Genomic DNA, 22,567 nt, shown 5'->3' on the forward strand with positions numbered 1-22,567 from the left:
ATTCTCATGTATATTTAATTTGCCTGTAATTCTTACCTTTTGACCAAGCTTGATTTCCAGCTTATCAAGAAGAAGGATATTTACACTAATACCGCCAGTTGCATCCTGAACATAAATGGTATCAGCAAAAGCATTACCAGCTTTTGTTCCTGCTGTTATATAACCTTCTATTGTATATACTTCATCAACTTTACCTTTACGTACTTCCGCTATATGGGTGATAATAACAGGTGGAATCTTAAGACAACAGCACCTTCCGTATCCATGGAAGATAAACCGATTGCTGTAACGGTATCACCTTCATTAAGTTTGGTTGTAGGATCCACACCAGTTGAGCTTAAGATATATCCATTAATGAATACTCGGATCGGAACTCCGCTTTCATCTTCTACTATAAAGTAAGATACTGTACCCTCTACCCTTTCTACTTTGGTTACTTTGCCATGAACTTTAATTAATTTGCCGCCTGTCTTTTCATAATTGGCAGCATCTGCTGTAGTTACCAATTCCGGTTCGATCAGATTAATATTAGTATCTATTACAGAAGCATTTATAACCATTAATTCCAGGTCGTTTTCATATTCAGCTAAGGTACCTGTAACTCTGACTTTTTGGCCTAATTTAATACCCTGTTCATTAATAGGGAAGATATCCATACCGCCTGTTGCATCCTGAATATAAATAGTATCAAAGAATGCATTGCCGGTTTCTGTACCTGCTGTTACATAGCCTTCTATAGTAAATACTTCACCTAATTTTCCTTTGCGGGCTTCTGCTATTGGTGTAATGGTGATTTCTTTTTTAGATTTCTGTAATGCATTTAGCATAATATTATAGTTTGAATTTTGTAAATCACCAAAGTTATCTAATTCAGCCTGCACCTCAAAATTAGACATGAATACGGAACCGCCAACAAGCAGGAAGCCTCCGCCATTTAATTGCTCACTGGCTAATACTACCACATTACCTTTGGTTTGGGGAACATAATTTCCGTCATAATTTGTAATATTCTTGGTTTCCGTTGTTGAGTGGCCTTTTACTAACCATTGCACTTTTCCTGATGCTACTGCTGCAGGATCAAGGATTACGGAGCAGCCTTTATACATACTGTATTTTTGACCTTCTACCACTCCATTTAAGAATTCAGATTTCATATTAAAGTTTGTAAAGTGTAATCTGTATTCCTGACCGCTATTGGTTGTAAAGTCTGTTCCTTCATCACTGTTAATTCTGGTGGTAGATCCGATACCAGCTAATAATTTGTTTATCTGGGTAGAAGCTTGTGTTCCTACTTCGCTGGATCTGTCTTCTCTGTCAGATATACCGCAGATTACTACATTTCCGCCCTTATCTGCATAATCTTTAACCATGGCAATAAATTCATCGCTAAATGGTGAAACTACTACAGGTTTATTTTCATAGTTATAATGCCCTGACCATCTTGCCGGCACTGATATAATCAACATACCTGCATCCGTAAGCATTTCAGGTGTTATCTTATCTGTAACCACTTGTACCTGAATCATTTCTTCCGCTGCAATTTTTACTAAATTACCCATGTTATTTGAATAATATCCATATACATAATCATTGAAATGGGTACCATCTACAATAACCTTTGTTACGATACTAGGATCTTGGAAGTCTATTTTCACAACATCTGTAAATACTTTTTCTACTCCGTCCAAAATTGCATATAACTTCACATCAATATTTACACTGCCTGCAACAGGACTGGTATATTTAATGGTAGCTTTTCCCTGACCTAAGGATGGAACAGCTTCTAAACCAGTTACTGTTTGAATCACTTTTCCATCAATAGAATACTCTAATTTATTAATTATTAAAGGCAGGGACTCATTGTTATAATAGGATGTGGTTATTTCAATTTCTTCACCTTTCATACATAGTTCTTTATTAACTTCAGATTTGGAAATACCGCATTTTTCTACATTGCCAACCCATACAGGAGCAGTTACTGCTATATCCTTATCCGGTTGGATAATTCTAATAAAATAATAAGAATAGTTGGAAGGTATGGTGAATTCTACAGTTTCATCATATGTTGTTACATTTTTGCTATCTACAACCATTCCACCGTTTACAACTACCTCTACCTTACCGATGGCTTCTTTATCCGGATCGCTAATATCCACAGATATGTTAACCGGTCCCTCCGTGTCACTAACGATACTTCCCATAATACTATTATTTAAGGTATAGACAATATTTAAGTTGTTATCTTCTGATGAATATACTCTTTTGTTCCGTACGGCATCATAAATTGCTTCTTCTGTTAATTCTGAAGCTAATACAACGGTTCTTGCCGTATTGGCATCTCCCCATTTGCCTTTATGGTTATCCTGGTTGTTAGCAGGAGCTATATGCCATCCCTTATCCAAAGCACGTACATAGTACTCATAGGATGGGAAATATCCGCTTCCGCGAACAGGGCCTTCTCCATTACCAACTTCAATTAAATTAACCAGATTATCAACGCCGGGATCCCAATAGGAGAAATCACCAAAGTCACCAAAAGTTTTTCCCGGATGATTAAACATGGACATTGACTGAGGTTGGGTCTTTAATGCTTCAAAATATGTCTTTAAAGCCGTTGTGGTCTTAAATGGAGCATTATTACGGTTTTCAAAGCCAGGTGTATTAAAAGTATTCATATGTCCAATACTTCCACCCGACCAAGTCATTTCGTATCCATAAATACCTACGAAATCATCTACTTCTTTAGTAATGTCTGCCGCTGCTTTCTTTCCTCTATTCCATTTAGTACTCTTTCTGGCATCAGAAATATTATTGGTACCTGCAACATCCTCAAGCCAGTTAGAGTGGTCTGTAATTGCTAAAAAGTCTATGTTTTTAGCTTTCTTTGCTGCATATTCAAAGGCCTCTTCCACTTCACCGGCACCGTCGGATAAATTCGTATGGGCATGAAGCTGTCCGAAGTAAATGTTATATTCCTGTTTACCTATATAGAAACTCCAAGTATAAGTAAGTGATTTTGTATCTTTACGTGTAATGTTTATTTCAACTTTGTGGGTTCCCTCTGTAAGATTTGCAGGAGGATTATAAGTTGCTGTATATACATCTTCTGATTTGGTTAGCTCAGGGCTAATAACAGTGGAATCTAATTTCATAACTACAACCGGTGCTTCCCCTGCATTATCAAAAGTAACAATGATGGAAGGTTTAAAGTCTTCACCTGTACTGGAACCATCAGCAGGTAATACACTGAGTATCCGAGGTAAATCAACAATCGGTTTTTCCACGCTTACCTTACTTACATTAGCCGGTACCACCGTATCGGTTGCTGTAAAGTTAAGAATTAGTTTCGTGCCCGTTAGTTCCGCTGCCGGAATGGTATATTCATATTGTCCGGCTGCTTTTTCTGTTAAGATTACCTCTTTTGCTGTTACTCCATCCGCTATGTAAGATAATTTAACTTCTTTTACACCGGTACTGTCAGTAACAACTACAACTACACGATAGTCTTTTCCCTTTTGAACATCTTTCAAATTATCCGTATTTATTACAGGACCAAATTTATCAGCAGCTTTCGTGACATGAGCTTTGTCAGCTACTCTTAATTGATAATTATTAAATTGTCCAATAATTCCAATAACATTAATAATATCCCCTGCAACAATACCCTCTACTGCCGGTATCTTATATATATTCAATGTTTTACCTTCAGTAGATGTAATTGGAGTATCACCACTTGTATTAATAGTTCCAATGGTGACTCCCTCAAAACGTACTCTCTGGGATTCTAAAGCTTCAAAACCTGCCCCGTCTAACTTATTTAAATCTGCCAGTTTGGGTTCCGGAAGAGGCTTGGTTTCTCCTACTTTAGCTGCTGACATTTTCGTAACTTCCAATAAGCCGTTGTATTCTATTAATTCACCAGTAACCGTCAGCTCTTTACCAATTGCAACACCGGATGGCTTTGATATTCCTCCACTGAAATAAGCATCTATTCCGGCAGTATTATCCTGCATAAATACATTGTTACCGTCAATAAATGTAACAACACCGGTTACTGTTACTTTTTTATCCGGAACCTTAGGATCGGCAAAGATAGCTCTTGCTTCTGCAATACTGGTTTTGCCATCGCCTATTGTATAGGTAAATGTATTCGTTATACCTTGTATTCCGTCTTTCTTAGCATAAGCTTCAATAGTGGTTCTTTCGGTAATTGCAAATGGCCCTTTATATTCTGTAAGGGTTCCCCCATTTAATTTATACCAAATAGTTGCCCCTTCTGTTATACATGCTAGTGTAATTTTTGTCCCACTTGTTACTTCACCGCTGCTTGGTGCTGCTGTAACTTCTGCTACCGCAGGGCTGCTAACCCATATGATGTCAGATGGGTTAACCACTCTAAGCTGATAACCACCGGTTCCAGTTGTAGTAAACTGTGACATTATGGCAATTATATCAACTGTATCACCCTTTTTAGCAACAGTTGGTACAGGTATCAAATAAATATTCATTGTATTAATGCCATCTGAAATCTCAGTATTACCGCCTGAATTGATTTCTCCAAGAACAACATTGTTGATTCTGATTAATTCAGTTTCATATTCTTCTGAATTAGCCACTGCTTCTGCAAGGGTTATTACTTGTGGTTCCGGTAATACAGATGCTGCCGGACTTCCATTCAATACCGCATTATTTAATTGAAGAAGACCGTTATATGTAGATAATGAACCATAAACAACGATTTCATCACCTTGTTTGAATGTCTGATCTGCTGCAAACCTTGCAACAATACCAGCTGTAGCATCTTGAATATATACACTCTTTCTGTCTACAAAAGTAACAACACCTTTAACCAGATAATTTGTTCCTTCACTCCCTGCTCTGGCTGTAGCTATTGTAACTATATCGTTTTCACTTTGTATCGTATAGGTAAGTGTACCATTATAAGTGTTTTTACCATCTGCTTCTGCTTTTACATAGATAGTAATCTGTTTATCCGTGGTATTTAAGGTAATCTTATCAGAATAAGTTACCCAAGGATCCGTTTCACTAAATCGATAGAAAATGGAAGCTCCTTCAGTTTGACAGGAAAGGGTTATTTCCTGTGTTTCTGATATCATACTTCCACTGGCTGGATGACCTATTACCGCTGCGACGTCATTGCTGCCTGTACCGCCATCCATGGTATGGGAACCTAGATAAGTAAATGTATCTATTGGATATGTATCCCATTCACTAAAGGAAAAAATAGTGCTTCCTTTTATAATGTTTGATTTACGAACCAGGGTTTTATCTGCATAATCGTTAAGGCGGACTCCAACCTCACCGATAATATCTATCAGAACATTGTTTTTACGTAATTCCAATGCATCATCACCGTTATAATTAGCAACTGCAGAAGCCAAATGTCCTACATTCTTTATTGCCTGAACTGAACTGGAATTATATATTACATAAGTTTTACCATTTCCCAGTATACCATTTAGATTAGCTGTATTAGTTGGTGCTGTTGCGCCATTAGCATAAAGGATAACAGAATAGCCGGATAAATTTACATCCGCGCCTGTTCCATTGTATATCTCTATTGCCTTATTATTACTGCTGCCCTCGATATACTCTGAGAAGAATAAATCTTCCGCTGCTCCCACTAACTGTTTATTGGCTGATTCTTCTTTAATAGTGTATGTAAATATAGTATTGGAACTTCTAATACTTTCATCTTCTGTGGAATAAGTGTATGCCGTAACAGTTGCACTGTCATCTTCGCTGCTTACACCGTTCTCTTCTAAAGTAAATGGTTTATCATATTCTTTTTCAGGTCCATCATTTACTTTAAAACTAATTGCAGCACCTGTAACAGTTGCCGTAGTATCTAATTCTATGGGAGTAGAAATTGTTATTTCGCTTCCATCTGATACATTAGCGGTAATCTTGCTGTCTGTTACGGCAGCAGAAGTTTCCGTCTCCAATGTTACCGGGGAACCTTCTGCTAAAACATTTTGTGGAGTTGCAGCTGTAAATAATGTAGATAATACCATTACTACAGCAAGAATTTGCGCAATCCACTTACGTTTCACTTTGTTCATGCTTTTCATTTGCTTATCCTCCTTACATTATATAGTAAAACATCAGGAAGCGGCTCGAAATGCTTTGACGCATCCCCCAACACATCTTGCAATTCATTTTGCCTCCTAATGTTAGTACTTAAGATGAAACTGTTTAGATTAATTTAAATAAAAAAAGAGCGTAACTGAATAAGTCACGCCCTCTATGGGAATGACCCCTTTTATCATGATAGTATTCTATCAATACTACCTAATACTTCTTATACAAATGAATCAAGTAAAAAAGAACTATAATTAAAAAATTATAGTTTTCGTTTTATTCCTATCTCTCTTTTGTATAAAAATCTTATTGATAAAAGGGGGATGTAAAATTAATTTGTTTTATTCATATTACCATATTCGTCCATAAAAATCAATAGATTTTTGTTATTCTCAAAACATTTTTAAAATCAATTTGTTGTTTTTTTAACATTTTTAGTAAATATGATTGTATTATCACATTTCTTATGTATATTAACTAACAATATTATGTTTTTATTCATACTTTAGTTTATATTCTACTTGATACCAATAACTGAGCAGAATAAAACTTAAATATCTATGGGGTTTTAATTGATAATTATAAAATTATAATTCAATATACAAAACCTATAAAATGAGAATTTATTCGTATATTCACAATCTAGCTATTTTTTTCTACTGAGTAATACTTTATGAAGGACCTGACTTATTCAATTATAAATTCGAAAGCGCCTGACATATGCCAAGCGCTTTCAATTTAATAATCTATATTCTATTCTTCCCGGATATTTTTCTTAAAAACTCCACTCATTTATATTATCCGTTTATTTGGTCTCGTTATGAGATGTTTCAATGGCATCGGTTTTGTAAATAAATCTTACACTGCCATCCATGTCCTGGCTGATACCTGCAAATGACTTATAGTCTCTGGAGATTTCCCCAGTGGCACGTAACCTGTTAATCAGGCCGTTCAAATCTCCGTCAACAGCATCTATCAGTTTCTCCACGCCCTGCTCATTAAACTCTTTCAGTCCGTCGGAAAGCTTCTTAGCTCCGTCCTTTAGCTGTGTCACACCGTCTACCAGTGCATTGCTGCCCTCTTTTAACGTATTAAGGCCGGCATATAGTTCTTTCGCTCCGTCTTTCAGTCCGTCTGTACCTTTTTTCAGAGATTCTGTCCCGTTCTTTAGTTCTTTCGCACCGGAGCTTGCTTCTGCCACACCGTCTGTATAAGCCAGCAGACCCTGGTAGAACTGATTGTAGCTGTCCAGCTGTGTTTTAAGTGCAGCAATTCCGGATGCTCCTGACTTGGCACTTTCTACCGCCTTAGTAATCTGTGATTTTACTTCATTGGATTTCATTTTTTCATCTGTTAAATTCTTAATCTGTAATTTTGTATTTTTAGCAATCTCATCCTTAATTTCTGAAGAAGACATTTGCTTTTCCACTGCTCCTGTGATTTTTGCTTGTGTCTCACCAGAAAGCTTTCCCCCTTTGACTGCTGCTTCATATTCTTTTGCAGTCATTGGTTGACCTATGGCTTTAAGTACACCTTCCAAAACTTTTTCCCGAACTGCTGCTTCTACTTTAGAACTTATGGCAGCTTCCTGTGCACGTACGGCTGACTCTACCTGACTGTATGCCTTGTTGTATGCCATATTATAGACGGTTTTTCCATCCAATGAAGACATAACGCCATTCAAAACCGTGCTATAGTTATCTATAGTAAGTTTTTTTACAGTAAGCCCTGCATCGGCCAACTGTGAATCTGCCATGGAAAGTAAAGATTCAAATACCTGCTTTGCTCCGGCATTCAGAGTGGTGTTATTGGAAGACAAAGTGTCAAGTCCACTAGCTAGTTTTGCGGCACCATCCTGTAATTTTGCGGCACCATCCCCAAGCTCTCCGGTTCCTTCAGACAGCTTCTTTGCTCCTGTAGTAAGCTGGTTGATTCCATCAACCATTTCACCGGATTTATCAAGCAAAGTAGACAATCCATCATAAAGTTCGAAAGATCCATCAATAAGCTGATTCATGGCATCCGTTAATTCATCCAAAGAGCCGGATAAGTCATCCAGGCTGTCTACATTATCCAAATCCACGTTATGGAACAGTTCATTTGTAACTATGCTTATGGTTGCAGCCATTTCAAAGTCAGTAACATCCGCAGTAATTTCCACATTATCAGGAATCTCAAAAGTGTCCTTTTTCAAATTCAGATTATCGGAAAGACCCGGGAAAGCAATTCCTGCAATGACGGTACGGTCACCATCATTCATCAATCTTCCATTAGTAACTTCAATATTTCTGAAATTATCATTGTTAAGTACCATACCGGTAAGTACGGAAAAAGGTACATACATCTTTTCCTGTTTACCGTCTATATTCATCATTTCATATTGATTATTCGTATAGTCAAAACGGATTGTTACTTTACCGCTTTTTCCTTCCAGTTCCTCAGCTGAGATAGCACTGCCATCTAACTTATAACTGATATCAATATTTACAGGCAGTTCTTTTTTAATATTGCCCCGGTAATAGATATCATTACCTTGTGCGTCCCATACATGAATGTTATCCCCCTCTGTAGTATAGGATTCATCACCTTTGATGTTAATGACATTTTCAAGTTCTGTTTCGTCCTGAATCTTCTCGCTGGCAATGGCATTTTTAATCCATTCGCTGACTATAATCTTTTTTGCAGTACCATTGGCACCGGCAATAACATAAACAGTTTCATCTTTGCTTATTTCAGCGTTCTCATCAGCAACTGCCTCTTTATTTATATTTAACTTCTCATCGATTTTTGTATTATTTCCACCGGTGGCATATACTGCAATGCTTATGCCGCCACACAAAACGAAAAATCCTAATAACAGTGAAAAAGTCTTCACCAGATGTTTCTTTTTCTTATTCATGTTTAAGCCTCCAAATCTATATTTAAAGTATTATAATTAGAAATTTATGACTCCTTAGTTACATAAACCTTTATCTACAAGATTATACTTTTCTTATTTTTCCGGTTTAAAACCCATACTTGTGGCACAAATAAACCGATCCAGCAGCATAAAAGCAGAAGGTAGTATAAAGATTACACATAACATACTGATAATTGCACCTCTTGCCATCAGCATACACATGGAACTTATAATGTCAATGTCAGAATATACTGCAACCCCAAAGGTGGCTGCAAACAGACCCATGGCACTTACAATAATAGATGGAATTGATGCCGCAAGGGCAGTTGTTATAGCATCATGCTTATCACAGCCGTTATGACGTTCCGCTTTATATCTTGTAGTCATGAGAATTGCATAATCTACCGTTGCTCCAAGCTGAATGGTACTGATACATATAGGCGCTATGAAGGGCAGAGACTGGTTAAAATAATAGGGCAAGCCCAGGTTTATAAAAATAGCCAGTTCTATAACTGCAACCAGTATAAAAGGCAGCGTAAAACTCTTTTCCACTAATGCAATAATGATAAATATTGCAATGATAGAAACTGCATTTACTACCTTAAAGTCTCTGTCGGTTGTTTCAATCATGTCCTTCATACAGGGAGCTTCACCAATTAACATACCGTTTTTATCATATTCTTTCAGTATCTTGTTCATCTTATCAATCTGTTCATTTACCTCACCACTGGCTACCTTATATTCGGAGTTAACAAGGTATAATTCCCATTGGTTACTTTTTAAAGCACTTGTTAAGGACTCTGGGAGAATTTCCTCCGGAACCCGGGAACCTAATACTGACTTTAAGCCTAGTACATATTTTACTCCTTCCACACCTTCCATGTTCTTTATCATGGCCTTGACGGATTTATCCGGCAGATTGGAATCTACAAGAAGCATATGGGTAGATGCTATATTAAAATCTTCACTGAGTTTTGAGTTGGCTATGACATACTTCATATCCTCAGGCAAACTCTCACCCATATCATAGTAAACTTCTTTATTGGTTTTACTGTATCCATAATAAGCAGGCGCAATAAGAACTGCAAAGATTACAAGAAATACCGGAAACACCTTGGTTACCTTGTGAGCAAGTTTATCCATACTGGGAATCAACGGTTTATGTTTTGTTTTCTGCAGAGGTCCATCCATCAAAATTATTATTGAAGGAAGAATTGTAACGCAGCCTAACACCCCTAGAAGAACACCTTTAGCCATTACAATGCCAAGGTCCTTTCCAAGAGTAAAACTCATGAAGCATAGTGCAATGAATCCTGCTACGGTAGTCATAGAACTTCCAATTACAGCAATGAGAGTTTCATTAATGGCTGTTGCCATGGCTTCCTTATGATCTGAATAGCGGGATCTTTGTTCGTTATAGCTATGCCATAGAAAAATGGAGTAATCCATAGTAACCGCAAGCTGTAGAACAGCTGAAAGGGCTTTGGTTATGTATGAGATTTCTCCAAGGAAATAGTTGGAACCCATATTCAGCAGTATGGATATGCCAATGCTCCCCAGGAAAATAAAGGGTATCAGCCAGCTATCCATGAATACCATCATGGCTATACAGGCAAGAATAACAGCAATAGCCACATAAATCGGTTCTTCTTTCTCACACAAATCCTTAAGATCCGTTACCAAAGCGGACATGCCGGATACAAAACACTGCTCTCCGGCAATGGAACGAATTTCCCGGATGGCATCCATGGTATCATCAGATGAAGTAGAAGTATTAAAGAAGATGGCCATCATAGTTGAATTCTCCGAATTGAAGGCATCATAAACCTTCTCCGGCAATAATTCCATAGGAATCGAAATATCTAGCATGCTATCATACCATAGCACAGTTTCAACATGTTCCACTTTCTCAATTTTTGCTTTTAATGCGGATACATCTTTTATTGACATATCCTCTAATATTACAAATGAAAAAGCACCTTTTCCGAAATCATCCAGAAGCTCATTCTGGCCGATGACCGTATCCATGTCCTCCGGCAAATAATTAAGCATATCATAATTAATTCTGGTAGATGCCATACCGAAAATAGAGGGAATCATCAGAATGGCAGCAATAATCAGAATTGGTATGCGGTGTTTTACAACCACTTTCCCAAATTTCATAATCTATTTTCCTCCTTCATTTCCTATTGATTATTATTGGCTTCCGGGTATTGATTTTTAATGATTTTAACTGTAAATAGCATGACACAGAAATTAAGAAATCCTTCAGCCAGCAATGCACTTCCAAGCATAATCATAAGCAGGTTTGTGCTGGTAAAGGGATCGATCATTAAAAGTATACCGAAAGCAATAGCGATAACCGCAAGAATTGTAATCAACCACCATTTACGAATGCCAAATTTTTTGGAATCTATGGCAATCTGCACTTTAAAAAGCCCATCAGACAAAATGATGATACCAAGAACAAAGTTAACCAATGTAATCATATGAGTAGGGCGCAGAATCATAATAATTCCTACGGTTACAACCAACAGACCAAAGGCCAGATCAAATTGAAATGCAAGACGGAATAAGTCTTTTGACAGGTACCCAATTACTTTGAATATTCCATAACAAATAAGCAGCACACCAATCATAATACAGAGTGTGTTGGCAGAAACCTCAGGGTGTATAATGATTACTATCCCGAGGATGCAAAGCAGCAAAGACATAACAATATATCCGGTTTTTGCAGTCTGGATCGGCTTTGTTGAATGCATCAGGTTCACTTCCTTTCTTAACTGTAATTTATTAGTGTTCAAACAAACTAGCTGTTTTCAAACTGAAATCTATTTTAATGAAGTTTTTGGAAAAATAAAATAGGCAAGAAAAGCCCCGTGCCCTAAAACTAGGCACGGGGCGTGGAATGACCAAAATATAGACATTTACAAGGCAATGGTGAAAAAGCAGACAAAACTTCTTGTTTGTCTAATTTATAATATCAGAAAGCTCCGCTGGGAAATCCGGTTACTTGCGATTTCTCAGCGGAGCACAATCATTAATACATTTTTGCTCATGATTTGGTATTTATAGCTTTCCAGCACTTCTTTCAAAAGCAATTCTTGTTGTATCTTCAAAGAGTTCACATATACGCCGTACTTGATTTCTTATATCATACCGCATACCGTCAGACATCCAGTCCAGTATATATCCGATTAGTTCACATTTGAAAAATTTGATTATTATTTCTTTATCTTCCTCTTTGGCCGGAATATCTACAAAGGTATCTATATATTTCGTTACAACATATTCAGATACCCTGTTTAAGTACCTTTCATATGCTTCACGGCTGGCAGAACTGTAGATATGCATAACTGCCTTTTTATTCTTTACGGCAAAATCTATGGCAACACAAAGACATTCTTCAAGAGAACTGATATCTCCGTATTTCTCTATGATTTTGTCGGCTTCTTCCACCATGATTTCTTCTACCAATGATGACATATCTTCAAAATGGTAATAAAAAGAGTTACGGTTGATACCGCAATCCTCTACAATATCCTTTATAGTAATTTTATTCAACGGACGTTCATTAAGTAACTTCAGAAATGATTCTATGATAGCTTTTCTTGTAAAAGAAGCCATATTCTTTCTCTCCTTTTCCTGCATTTAATTTATTTTGTCACCTAGGGGAGCAATTAAAATCACTACTCCACATTGCTGTTAAATGTATACTTTATGCATATAGAACTTATACATAATAAATTATCCCAGTATGGATTCGGTGTAATTATAATATTACCCTTCCTTCTTTTTTTACTTTTAAGAATTATTATTACATATTCTCCAAAAAATGCAAGTATCAGGAATATAGAAAAATAATAAAATATCTGTAAGGAGCAGTTCTTTGCACAAAAGATTATTCATCCCCTGCCTTAAAATTATAGATTGGTTTGATAATTTTTATTATTTCTGCTGTATCACCAATATTCTTTACAATATCCTCCATATCCTTATATGCCATAGGGCATTCATCCAATGTATCCGAATTTACCGATGTGGTATAGATTCCCTTCATCTGCTTCTTAAATTCTGATACAGTAAAGGTGCTCTTAGCTTTTATTCTGGACATAAGTCTTCCTGCCCCATGGGGTGCTGAATTGTTCCAGTCTTCATTACCTTTACCAATACAAATAAGTGAGCCATCCCTCATATTAATGGGAATTAACAGCCTTTCCCCTTTCTTTGCAGAAACTGCACCCTTTCTAAGAATCATTGCCTCTGTATCAATATAGTTATGTATGGTGGTAAATTCATCCTCTACCTTTAGCTTTAATCCTCTGATAATCTCATCCATCATTGCCTTTCTGTTCAACAAAGCAAATCTTTGGACAATCTTCATATCATGGATATAATCTTCCATAAGAGGTCCTGCTAAATAAGCAAGCGATTTGGGAATTTCAGTCCGTACTTGTGCCTTCAGATCATCAATTCCTCTCTGTATTTCTTTTTCTCTTCCGGCTGTTTTACAATTTATAATTAATTGATTTATATCATCTGCAGTATTGCCATTCAATGACTTATATGCAAGCTCCTGATAATAATTGGCCACCTCCAATCCAAGATGCCTGGAACCTGAGTGAATTACAATAAATATATTACCTTCTTCATCCTTATCAGCTTCAATAAAATGATTGCCTCCCCCAAGGGTTCCCAAAGATTTGACTGCTCTGTCTAAATTAATTCTGCCTTCCCTTTTACACCTTAGCATATTCAAATCAATTTCATCATTGTATTTATGTACCGAACTCCTGATATTAAAGCCTGACGGGATCTTCTCATAGATAAGTTTATCCAGCTTCTGCAATTCAATATGGGAATTCTTTATTTGAATGGTTTCCATACCACACCCGATATCAACTCCTACAAGGTTGGGAACCACACAATCTTTAAGTGTCATTGTTGTTCCGATGGTACAGCCTGCACCGGCGTGAACATCCGGCATAATTCTGATTTTTGAATCCTTTACAAATTCTTGATTACACAAGGTTCTAATCTGTTCAAGAGCAGTTTCCTCCACAACTTCCGTATAGACCTTGGCAATATTATACTTTCCTTCTATAATCTCCATAATTTCCTCCATTAGTAATTAATTCTCCTAGTAAATTCCTTTAAATCATCCAGTTTGTGATTATTTTTGCTGACTCGCTTTTTCCTGTTTGTATTTTTAACTTTTGCTCTTGGGTAATATTTATCGCATTTTTGACAATAATGTTCATGGCATGCATCTCTGCCCTTTTTACATTGACCTAATGCAATGTAATTGATACAAACTGCCTCTCTATATATGGCCATAATATTTATTCCTCCTGTTATAATAACTCCCTAATAGGACATAAAAAGAGCCAATTATTATGTGATAATCTGGTATCAACAATAATCGGCTCCAATTGCTATTTCTTTTATAATAGTTGCCGATAGCATTTAAACATGCTATCGATTCATATCTTTAACTTACTGCTGGATTCCATTGTATGAAATCCAGGTATCATTAAAACTATAGCATGTATCATAATTCTGTTTTAAACTTAGTGTGTTTTTTACTTTGTTAAATATACTGATTGATTTCATAGCAATGTCTCCTTTCTGTAATATTTTTTTACAATTCCTAGTAATTTAATATAACACATTATTTTCATATTGTAAAGATGCAAAAAATTTAGTCTTGATATCTATCTCAGACATTTTGTGAAAGCAAGTCAGTCATATTTATAAAAATTTAACTGTTCTTTACCTTTTAAAATAATATTAGCCAAAGTCTCTGCATTCTTATAATAATAAGTGAAGACTTCATCTCTTTCTATAGATTTATCATTTAATTCTCTCTCTATAAACTCAATACACTCATTTATACATGAAAGCAATACATCCCATATAAATTGTTTATAATCAGGTTTAAATACCAATTTATCATATACACCTTTCAGAAAAATATTTCGGTATTCATCGGTCATATAAAATGGAAAAGGAAAAAACTTTTTTGAACCATGAGATATTAAACGGGCAATATCCAAGGAGTAGGGCATAATTCCAGCGAAAGCCCAGTCAATTAAAATAATGTCTTTATTATTTTCTATTACGTTGCATTGCAAGAAATCTCCATTACATAAAGTGCGTGGACAAACTAACTGTCTGTCTAAAAAAGCACGATATGCAGAAGATAATTTTGGCTCATTTACAAGACATTCTGACCTTTTATTTATTCTTGTCCAATATCTTTCAAAACGATTATCTAACTTATTTTCTTCAAAGTCTTTTTCCTGCCAGTACATATTAAAAATGCGGGAAAGACTGTCGGTACACCCATAGGCCATGTTTTTATTAAACATTCTTAAATCTGTTCCAACAATATATTCAATTAATATCCACTTTGTATTGTTAACGTAAGCCCAACCCAAAAAGTTTGGTACAGGAAGGTTTTTACCTACAAGAAACTTTTCATAAACTTCTGCCTCGTAGTCATCTGACTTTTTCAGAATATATGTCTGCTCGTCTACTGATATTTTGTAAACATTATAGGCTCTGTCTACACCTTCCCCATTGTCGTGAAAACGTTCGATATGCATTTGCTCCGAAAGTATTGGTCTGATTTCTCCCATAACTTTTTTGAACATATTTATTTGGTTAATATCTGTAACTATCTCTGTAAAAACACCTTTCATTAAATATCCCCTTTCTTAATATATAACCCAACTGCTCTATGCCGTTTAGAATCTATTAAATTAAATTCACTAGAATTATACCATTTTCTAGAAAAAATACATATAGGCTAAGTTACTAGTGAAACTATTTTCTCTTTTTTATCACGATTTTACTTTTCTCCCTAATACAGCACTTTCCTATCCTATATAAAAAAAGTAACTGGGAGCATTTGTTACCCCCAGTTAGTATCTGAATTAATCTATTTACTTCTCAAACTGTCTTCCCTCATGATCCATATAATATTCTCCGGTATAAATCAATTGGGAAATTGGAACAATCTCATAACCCTTATCCTTTAGTCCTGTAATCATAGATTCTAGGGCATCTTTCGTATACTTCGCTCCATTATGGCAAAGTATGATAGAACCATTTCCCAGATGGTTATTATTTACTACCGTATCTACGATAGATTTCGCACCATAATCTTTCCAGTCTAAACTGTCAACATACGCAACAACTTTAAAACTAGAGTAGGTAAGGGTTTATTATAATAATAACCCAGCTTTAAATTTAGTTATCCTCTATAAAATTTTACATAAATAGATGGAACTTCTTTAAATCTCGTGTAGAAATTTAAACTATTGTTTATATGAATTAATTTACTTTTCTTAGGACTCTCTATTCCATAAGATGCTAAAAATAATTCTTGTTTTATCTTTTGTTGTTCTTCAATTTTTTTAGATAGTTCTGAATAATCTTTTTTATTTAATCTTGCTAATTCTACTTCTTTGCGTAAATACTTATTAATCCTTCAAGTGATTCCAATTTCTTTTTTACTGTATTGTTCAATTTAATAGTATTTTTGATAACTTCATCATTCTTTTTCATTACCATAATTGGTTAGCTAATAATTTTATTTGTCTTAATCTGGTGAAAAGCTCTACAATCAATATAAAGCATTTTGTTATGATCTTTATATCTTAAGTATCCTAATAGTGGATTTGCTAAAATATTGGCAACTAAAGAATATTTATCATTTACTTTTTTATATAAAGAATATTTTGAATGATATAACTTGGAATACTTAATTCCTTTTTTAACTTGTATATATTTCCTGGTTCGATCATATTCCCCCCTTAAAAAACATTTTACACATTCGAAACTTTACATAACAAGTTAAACTTAATTTTGAAATGTACTATGATTAGACTTCTTAATTCTTAGATAGATTTTATTAGAATAAGGCTCGCTATGTACATCAAATAATTTATATATGTTCTAATTCTATATACTTTATTTTCTTTAATTCGTAACAATTCTTTGATTGTCTTAATAAATAATCCATATGTGATTTAGATACAATATGCTTATTACACTGCCTACAAAAATATATTGTATCTTTAATCTTTTTTCCAAAATTCATTAATTTAACATCCATCTTTGAATTATGAATTGGACATTTTGTGCTTTCTTTATTCATAAAATAAATTGTATCTGTTTTTGTATCTTTCAACTTTATTTTTTCAAATTCACCTTTAGGGTTCACATTATCTTCTAGCTCTAGCTGTTCATCTTCAAAATCCATAATAGATAAATCAGCTATAAGTTTTCTTCCACCAGTATATTCATAGACTTTTTTGTATTGTTTTTTATTAAGAAATATATGCATACAACCAGAACACTTCCTGGCTATAATCTTATCTTTCTCATTTGATATGGTACAAGTTTCTAATTTATGATCACATATTGGGCAATTACTACTTTGGGAATAAATAAGTAATTCATTAAAAATCAGAGACTCAAAGGTCATTTTATCTCTTTTCATTTGTTTTTGTCGATAGAGTCGCGGTTTTTCCTTTATAACTTCATTAATCAATTCATCAAATGTTTTTTCTATCCTATTCCTTTGAATTTGTATAGCATCATCTTTTGACCTAGATATAGGTAAAAATAAATAAAAGCTATTTTTATTTTTTTCCACACCTATAGTAATAGATTTATTATCCTCAACTTTTAAAAATTCGTCATACTTAAGTACTACGATTTCACTGTTCTTCAATTCTTTTTTACTACATAATAAATATATAAAAACTGGTAAATGGTCATTATTATAATAATTATATATTCTTTCCTTATCATCATCAGAAAAAGTAAATAACCAACTAGAGTAATTTTCATTTCTGTTGAACGCTTTAGGCTGACTAGCATACTTAAAAAATACAATACATTCCTGTCTAGATGTGTTTGTTAAAATTTTATATGCCTGCCTTGTGTCTTCATCATTTAATATCAGTGCAGGTGATGCATCTTCATTATATTGAAAAATAGCATCTAAGATTGCTCCATAATAGAAATGGCTTTTTTTAAGTTTTGGCATAAGCTTCCTCCTTTGTTATTGTTTGTTTTTTTGCTATATACTATAACGTAAGTCATTTTATTGAGTCTTACTTTTTACTTTTCTTCTCATATACTCAAACATCATTTAACAAATTGTTCTATCCGCAAGCACTGATAGAAAGAGTACTCCCGTATTCCAATATTGAAGTTTAATTAGGAGTGTAATCAATAAAAAACACTACTAATGAGGTCGCATTTCAAGAATTGGACCCTTAAAATGCTGGAGTTAAGGCCTCTAAAAAACATACTCTTGATGAGTTTTCTATGTTGTAAATAGCAAAGTGTAAGTAAATTTAGCCAAATCAAAAACCCTATAGGTAAATTATAGCATATATTATTACTTACTCAATATTTTAATGCAAATTATTATATCCTATAAAAACTTTGAACAATGTTAAATCATGGTAAATAAGAAGGATTTTCATTCATTCTAAATACAGTTATCCAAGGTACTAATAGTACATCTTTGACTATATCGCATTTTTGGGAGCATCTGTTATCCCCCAGTTAGTCTCTGTATTAATCTATTTACATCTTCGGAGTAAAAAAAGGAACAGCACTTTTTAAACTACTGATATACCCAATAATCATTGTGAAAGTTATGACCAATCACACTTGAGTAATCCGTATTTCTTATTTCATTATTCTACAACATTATAATTTTTTTTAATACAGTCTAAAACCTCTTCCAGATTATTAAAATCTATTCCATCATCCATTCCATTAACAGGAATAAAGTATGCATATTTGTCTATTATAATTATGCTGCGGCAGCAGTGTCCGTTCACAGCAGCTCATAGTGTTCTTCCATTCGTCCATAATAACAAATATTTCAATCATGTTAGATTTATTTATACATCTAGGTGTTCTTACTACATTATATAATGTCGCTGGATTACCGTTACAATTTGCTTTGGGACTAATCGGCGAAACAAATTCTCGGAAAACAAGTATTGCCATGAGTATGACGCAGATATTTAATTGCAATCTTAGTCATACCGCAGAGAAAAACTTTACCGCAACGAAATGCGGAATTGAAGCGCGGTTAGAAAAATATTCAGATGTAGTACTTCTTGTTGATGACTAAACACCTGCAACAACGTCAAATAAACATAAAGAGCTTGTAAATAAGGTTGAGTTTTTTATTCGCGCTTATGGAGATCGAGTATCAAAAACACTTATGTTCTTTGATGATTCTCCATATAAAGAAAGTTATCCAATACAAGGCTACTGCGTAATGACAGGCGAATTTGACGGAATACAATCATCTATTACCCGTATGATTACATTGAATATTGATAAAAATAAATTAATAATGACGTCTAAGCTTTTATCAGAATAATTATAAGATTTTTCCAACCCATATATACGTTTCTTGGATTATATAAGATGTAATTACAGCTTATATTAAACAGCGTAATCCAGAATCAGAAAACAAGCTTCAACACACTTTCATATAGTATGATATGCTGAACTTTGATGAGAAAAAACTGGTGGTAAGCAAAGTTTATTGAAAGAATCATGGTATTTGAAGATAAAATTGAAATTGATAAATTGCCCTGTGAGTATCTAATTCTCACAGGGCTTAGTTATGTTTCATTGCAGATAAAGACGAGATTTCTTTGTCATTTGTCAGAGCATCTATTATTTTCTAGAATACAACCATTCTTCTGTCGATTTTATAGGTATAATTTCATCAATAATAGCAGGTATATTGTATTCCTGTAAGGCCCAGGCCCTCCAACTATAATTAAAATAATTAAAATTTTGGTTATATCTAGTATATTTACCAAAGTCATTCACGTAATTTATACAACCATTAGCTGTATTTACCAGGTGCCATGAGTTATTGTAAAACACAATATTCACATATAATGGAAAATGTGTGCCCCATGATTGATTTGTATCTTCAGGAAGGATTGTATGACAGGGGAGTCCAGCAGCTCTCATAAGCGCAGTTGTTACATTTACAAATGCATAATCAATTCCTTTTTTATTTTTAAAAGCAGTGTATGTATAATTTGCTTTGATATCATAATTCTTTCTTACGACCATTGCATATCTTACGGTGCCAGCTTCACCTTTACTATTATCGACTGCTGTATAATCATATGTAAAATTATTTATTATCCAATCATAGATTTTAAACGCTTTTTCTTCATCTGTTTTAGCACCTTTTGTTATTTCGTCAGATTTTTTAACAATTTGTTTCCATTGTTGATTCGTTAATCCATTCGGTTTAACTAAAGCTGATTTTAACTTTTTTGTAGTACTTATTTTTTTTAAATATTTCATTGTTTTATTATATAATTTATTTTCTTCCTTTATTCTCCAAGGAAAAAATGCTCTGCCTGCACCTATAAATTTAGCTTTTTCATAAAACTTTATAGAACCTTTTGGAACTAATATATAATTTTCATACTCATCGCTATAGGGTGGATGTAAATTACTTTTTAAAGCAGGTGGGTTCTTACTTTTAAACTCTATGTATTGTATATCATATATATATTCATCCATTATTTTAAGAGATTTAGGAAGAATCAATTCTTTTAAATTATCGTGAAGAGCACCAGCCCTAATATGTTCTATCCCCTCTTTAACCTTTACTAATCCTGAATTAGGTACATTAATATGGTATGCTATTTTTCCATCAGAACTATAAATTGAATTATTTTCAACTTTAAAATAGTAGTTACCTTCATCAAGACTTACGCTTTTAATCTTACAGTTTACAAAAGTATTATCCTGTATTTCTTCAAGAGAAGATGGTAAATTAATACTTAAATTTTCAATCTCATTAAATGAGTCCTTAAGAATACATCTTACCGTATTAGGAAGTTTTATAGTTAGATTTTTAGTTTTATCACCCCATCCAAATCTTGTTACAATATATTCAAAATTATTATATTGCAATTTTTCTGGTATTAAAATTTCATATTCATCTTCATTATTGTCATTATCATAGAATAGAAATTCAACTTCACCTGGTGTATTAACATCTGCATCTTTTATAATATTAAATTTAAAAGTTAAGTTTGTATTATTCGGTAATGTAACTGTATAATCACAAAAAAATTCAGGATCTGTCCAACTGTAATCATATACAGTATATTTAGCACTTGCTATTCCATATGGATATACAATTAAAGTTAATACTAACGCCATTATTGATAAATGTTTTTTCATAAGTTTAACCTCCGCTTTAGTCAAGTACCATTTTATCGATACCTGCATAAATCTTTTACTTAGTTTTCTAATACTTATTGTTTGAAATGTGTAGATATGGTCTTTACCCGCATTTAAAGTAACTTTTGTTTTCTGATGACAGTAGTTTTTTACCGTTGACGAGTACGGATGATTCTCCTATCTCAACATGGATTATGCTCATTTTGCACCTTTGCTAATTCCTAATACTAACTTTTTATCTACTCGATATTCGATAATTGATGTACTCTCATCAATAAACTCATTAATAAAAACAATGTACTCATTTGTATTTGTTTTATTAACATCCCACCACCAAACATAATACCTGAAAATTCTTTTAGATTACCGGATTTATCTAAATAGCATCAAAAAAATTTTATAGATAAAATCTTTAAAGCCATCTTCACCTTTTGTAAATATTTTAAAAATAATATTCATTGTTTTCATATATATCAAAAAGGTACTTATCGCACCTCGTGCTGGTCAAGAAACATTTTTTTAGTTCAACGAGAAACGCATCAAAGTAATCTCTATAACTTGGAACACATCCATAATCAGGGTTGTAGCAAGGGTAGGAGCCTTTCCCTCTATGCTGGTTTAGAGTTTCTATACGTTTTTTCATCTAATTTCTCTTTTCGAGCTATTTCAATACTTCCAGGGTGATTTGGGAAAACTGCCATATTTCCAATGGTGCAATACAATTTTCGAAACTCAATAATTTTTTTATCAGTTGTTTATCGTTTATAACTAACTTCGGCTCATTTAGTTTTCCAATTTCTAATCTGTCATAGCTCTCATTAGATTGAACATTTTATTACATAAATCCCGGCTAAGTAATGTAGCAAACGTATTTATGGTATCTCCGCGAAAATAACCATTAAAAATTTATCAAATGTAAGTTCATGAAAATTATCACCCCAAACAAGACAATATATAACTCTTGCCAAATTAGTATCATCACAATCAAAATTCCTATTAGGCATCCATAGATAACGTCACCATAAAATTGCTCAAAGTTGAAATTTCAAAATCTCCATCCAAAAATTCATTCATGAATTTAATAATAAATTCTTTAATCTCCATCAATATAAAGATTTATAAAGAGTTTTTCACTATTAAATCAAAAAAAGTATCCATTATTATAACATATTTTACAAATATCCACAAGGAATTTTACAGTTGTAATATTTATATAGGCTATCATTTAGTATTTATATATTAATTCGTATTAACCTTGATATCTATCAATATTTATATAATACTCGATATAAAGAGGTG

Annotated in this window: 11 protein-coding genes and 1 pseudogene; 1 reads left to right on the forward strand and 11 read right to left on the reverse strand. The window is 33.8% G+C overall.

Going from position 1 to position 22,567, the window contains the following annotated elements; genetic code table 11:
• Window positions 1-209: 209 nt before the first annotated feature.
• From BM183_RS01565 to BM183_RS01610, 10 genes and pseudogenes are all read right to left on the reverse strand, one after another.
• Window positions 210-6,092, reverse strand: a complete 5,883-nt coding sequence (locus BM183_RS01565; protein WP_091683929.1) for a CehA/McbA family metallohydrolase — start codon at window positions 6,090-6,092, stop codon at window positions 210-212.
• 815 nt (window positions 6,093-6,907) lie between these two features.
• A complete protein-coding gene (locus BM183_RS01570; RefSeq protein ID WP_091683931.1) occupies window positions 6,908-9,001 on the reverse strand; it encodes a hypothetical protein in 2,094 nt (697 codons plus the stop codon).
• Window positions 9,002-9,094: 93 nt separating this feature from the next.
• Entirely contained in the window at window positions 9,095-11,164 is a 2,070-nt protein-coding gene (locus BM183_RS01575) for an efflux RND transporter permease subunit (RefSeq protein ID WP_091683933.1), read from the reverse strand.
• Window positions 11,165-11,187: 23 nt separating this feature from the next.
• On the reverse strand, window positions 11,188-11,763 hold the full coding sequence (locus BM183_RS01580; protein ID WP_091683935.1) for an HdeD family acid-resistance protein: 576 nt from the start codon (window positions 11,761-11,763) through the stop codon (window positions 11,188-11,190).
• A 307-nt stretch (window positions 11,764-12,070) separates the two neighbouring features.
• A complete protein-coding gene (locus BM183_RS01585; RefSeq protein ID WP_091683937.1) occupies window positions 12,071-12,628 on the reverse strand; it encodes a TetR/AcrR family transcriptional regulator in 558 nt (185 codons plus the stop codon).
• Window positions 12,629-12,902: 274 nt separating this feature from the next.
• Window positions 12,903-14,114, reverse strand: coding sequence for an RtcB family protein (locus tag BM183_RS01590; protein WP_091684126.1), 1,212 nt, complete (start codon window positions 14,112-14,114; stop codon window positions 12,903-12,905).
• 11 nt (window positions 14,115-14,125) lie between these two features.
• Window positions 14,126-14,338, reverse strand: coding sequence for a hypothetical protein (locus BM183_RS01595; RefSeq protein WP_091683939.1), 213 nt, complete (start codon window positions 14,336-14,338; stop codon window positions 14,126-14,128).
• Between the two features lie 404 nt (window positions 14,339-14,742).
• The gene (locus tag BM183_RS01600; protein ID WP_091683941.1) at window positions 14,743-15,705 is read right to left on the reverse strand and encodes a phosphotransferase; all 963 of its coding nucleotides are present in this window, start codon (window positions 15,703-15,705) and stop codon (window positions 14,743-14,745) included.
• A 243-nt stretch (window positions 15,706-15,948) separates the two neighbouring features.
• A pseudogene (locus BM183_RS21440) lies at window positions 15,949-16,191 on the reverse strand (polysaccharide deacetylase family protein); the annotation flags it as partial.
• A gap of 761 nt (window positions 16,192-16,952) precedes the next feature.
• Window positions 16,953-18,062, reverse strand: coding sequence for a hypothetical protein (locus BM183_RS01610; RefSeq protein WP_091683943.1), 1,110 nt, complete (start codon window positions 18,060-18,062; stop codon window positions 16,953-16,955).
• A gap of 819 nt (window positions 18,063-18,881) precedes the next feature.
• Between BM183_RS01610 and BM183_RS20650 the strand changes: the two genes are divergently transcribed.
• Entirely contained in the window at window positions 18,882-19,169 is a 288-nt protein-coding gene (locus tag BM183_RS20650; RefSeq protein WP_091683945.1) for a hypothetical protein, read from the forward strand.
• 557 nt (window positions 19,170-19,726) lie between these two features.
• On the opposite strand, the gene BM183_RS01620 is transcribed toward BM183_RS20650, so the two are convergent.
• Entirely contained in the window at window positions 19,727-21,268 is a 1,542-nt protein-coding gene (locus BM183_RS01620) for a transglutaminase domain-containing protein (protein WP_170847855.1), read from the reverse strand.
• Between the last annotated feature and the right edge of the window lie 1,299 nt (window positions 21,269-22,567).

The organism is Anaerocolumna aminovalerica (genome assembly GCF_900115365.1).
Lineage (GTDB): Bacteria > Bacillota > Clostridia > Lachnospirales > Lachnospiraceae > Anaerocolumna > Anaerocolumna aminovalerica.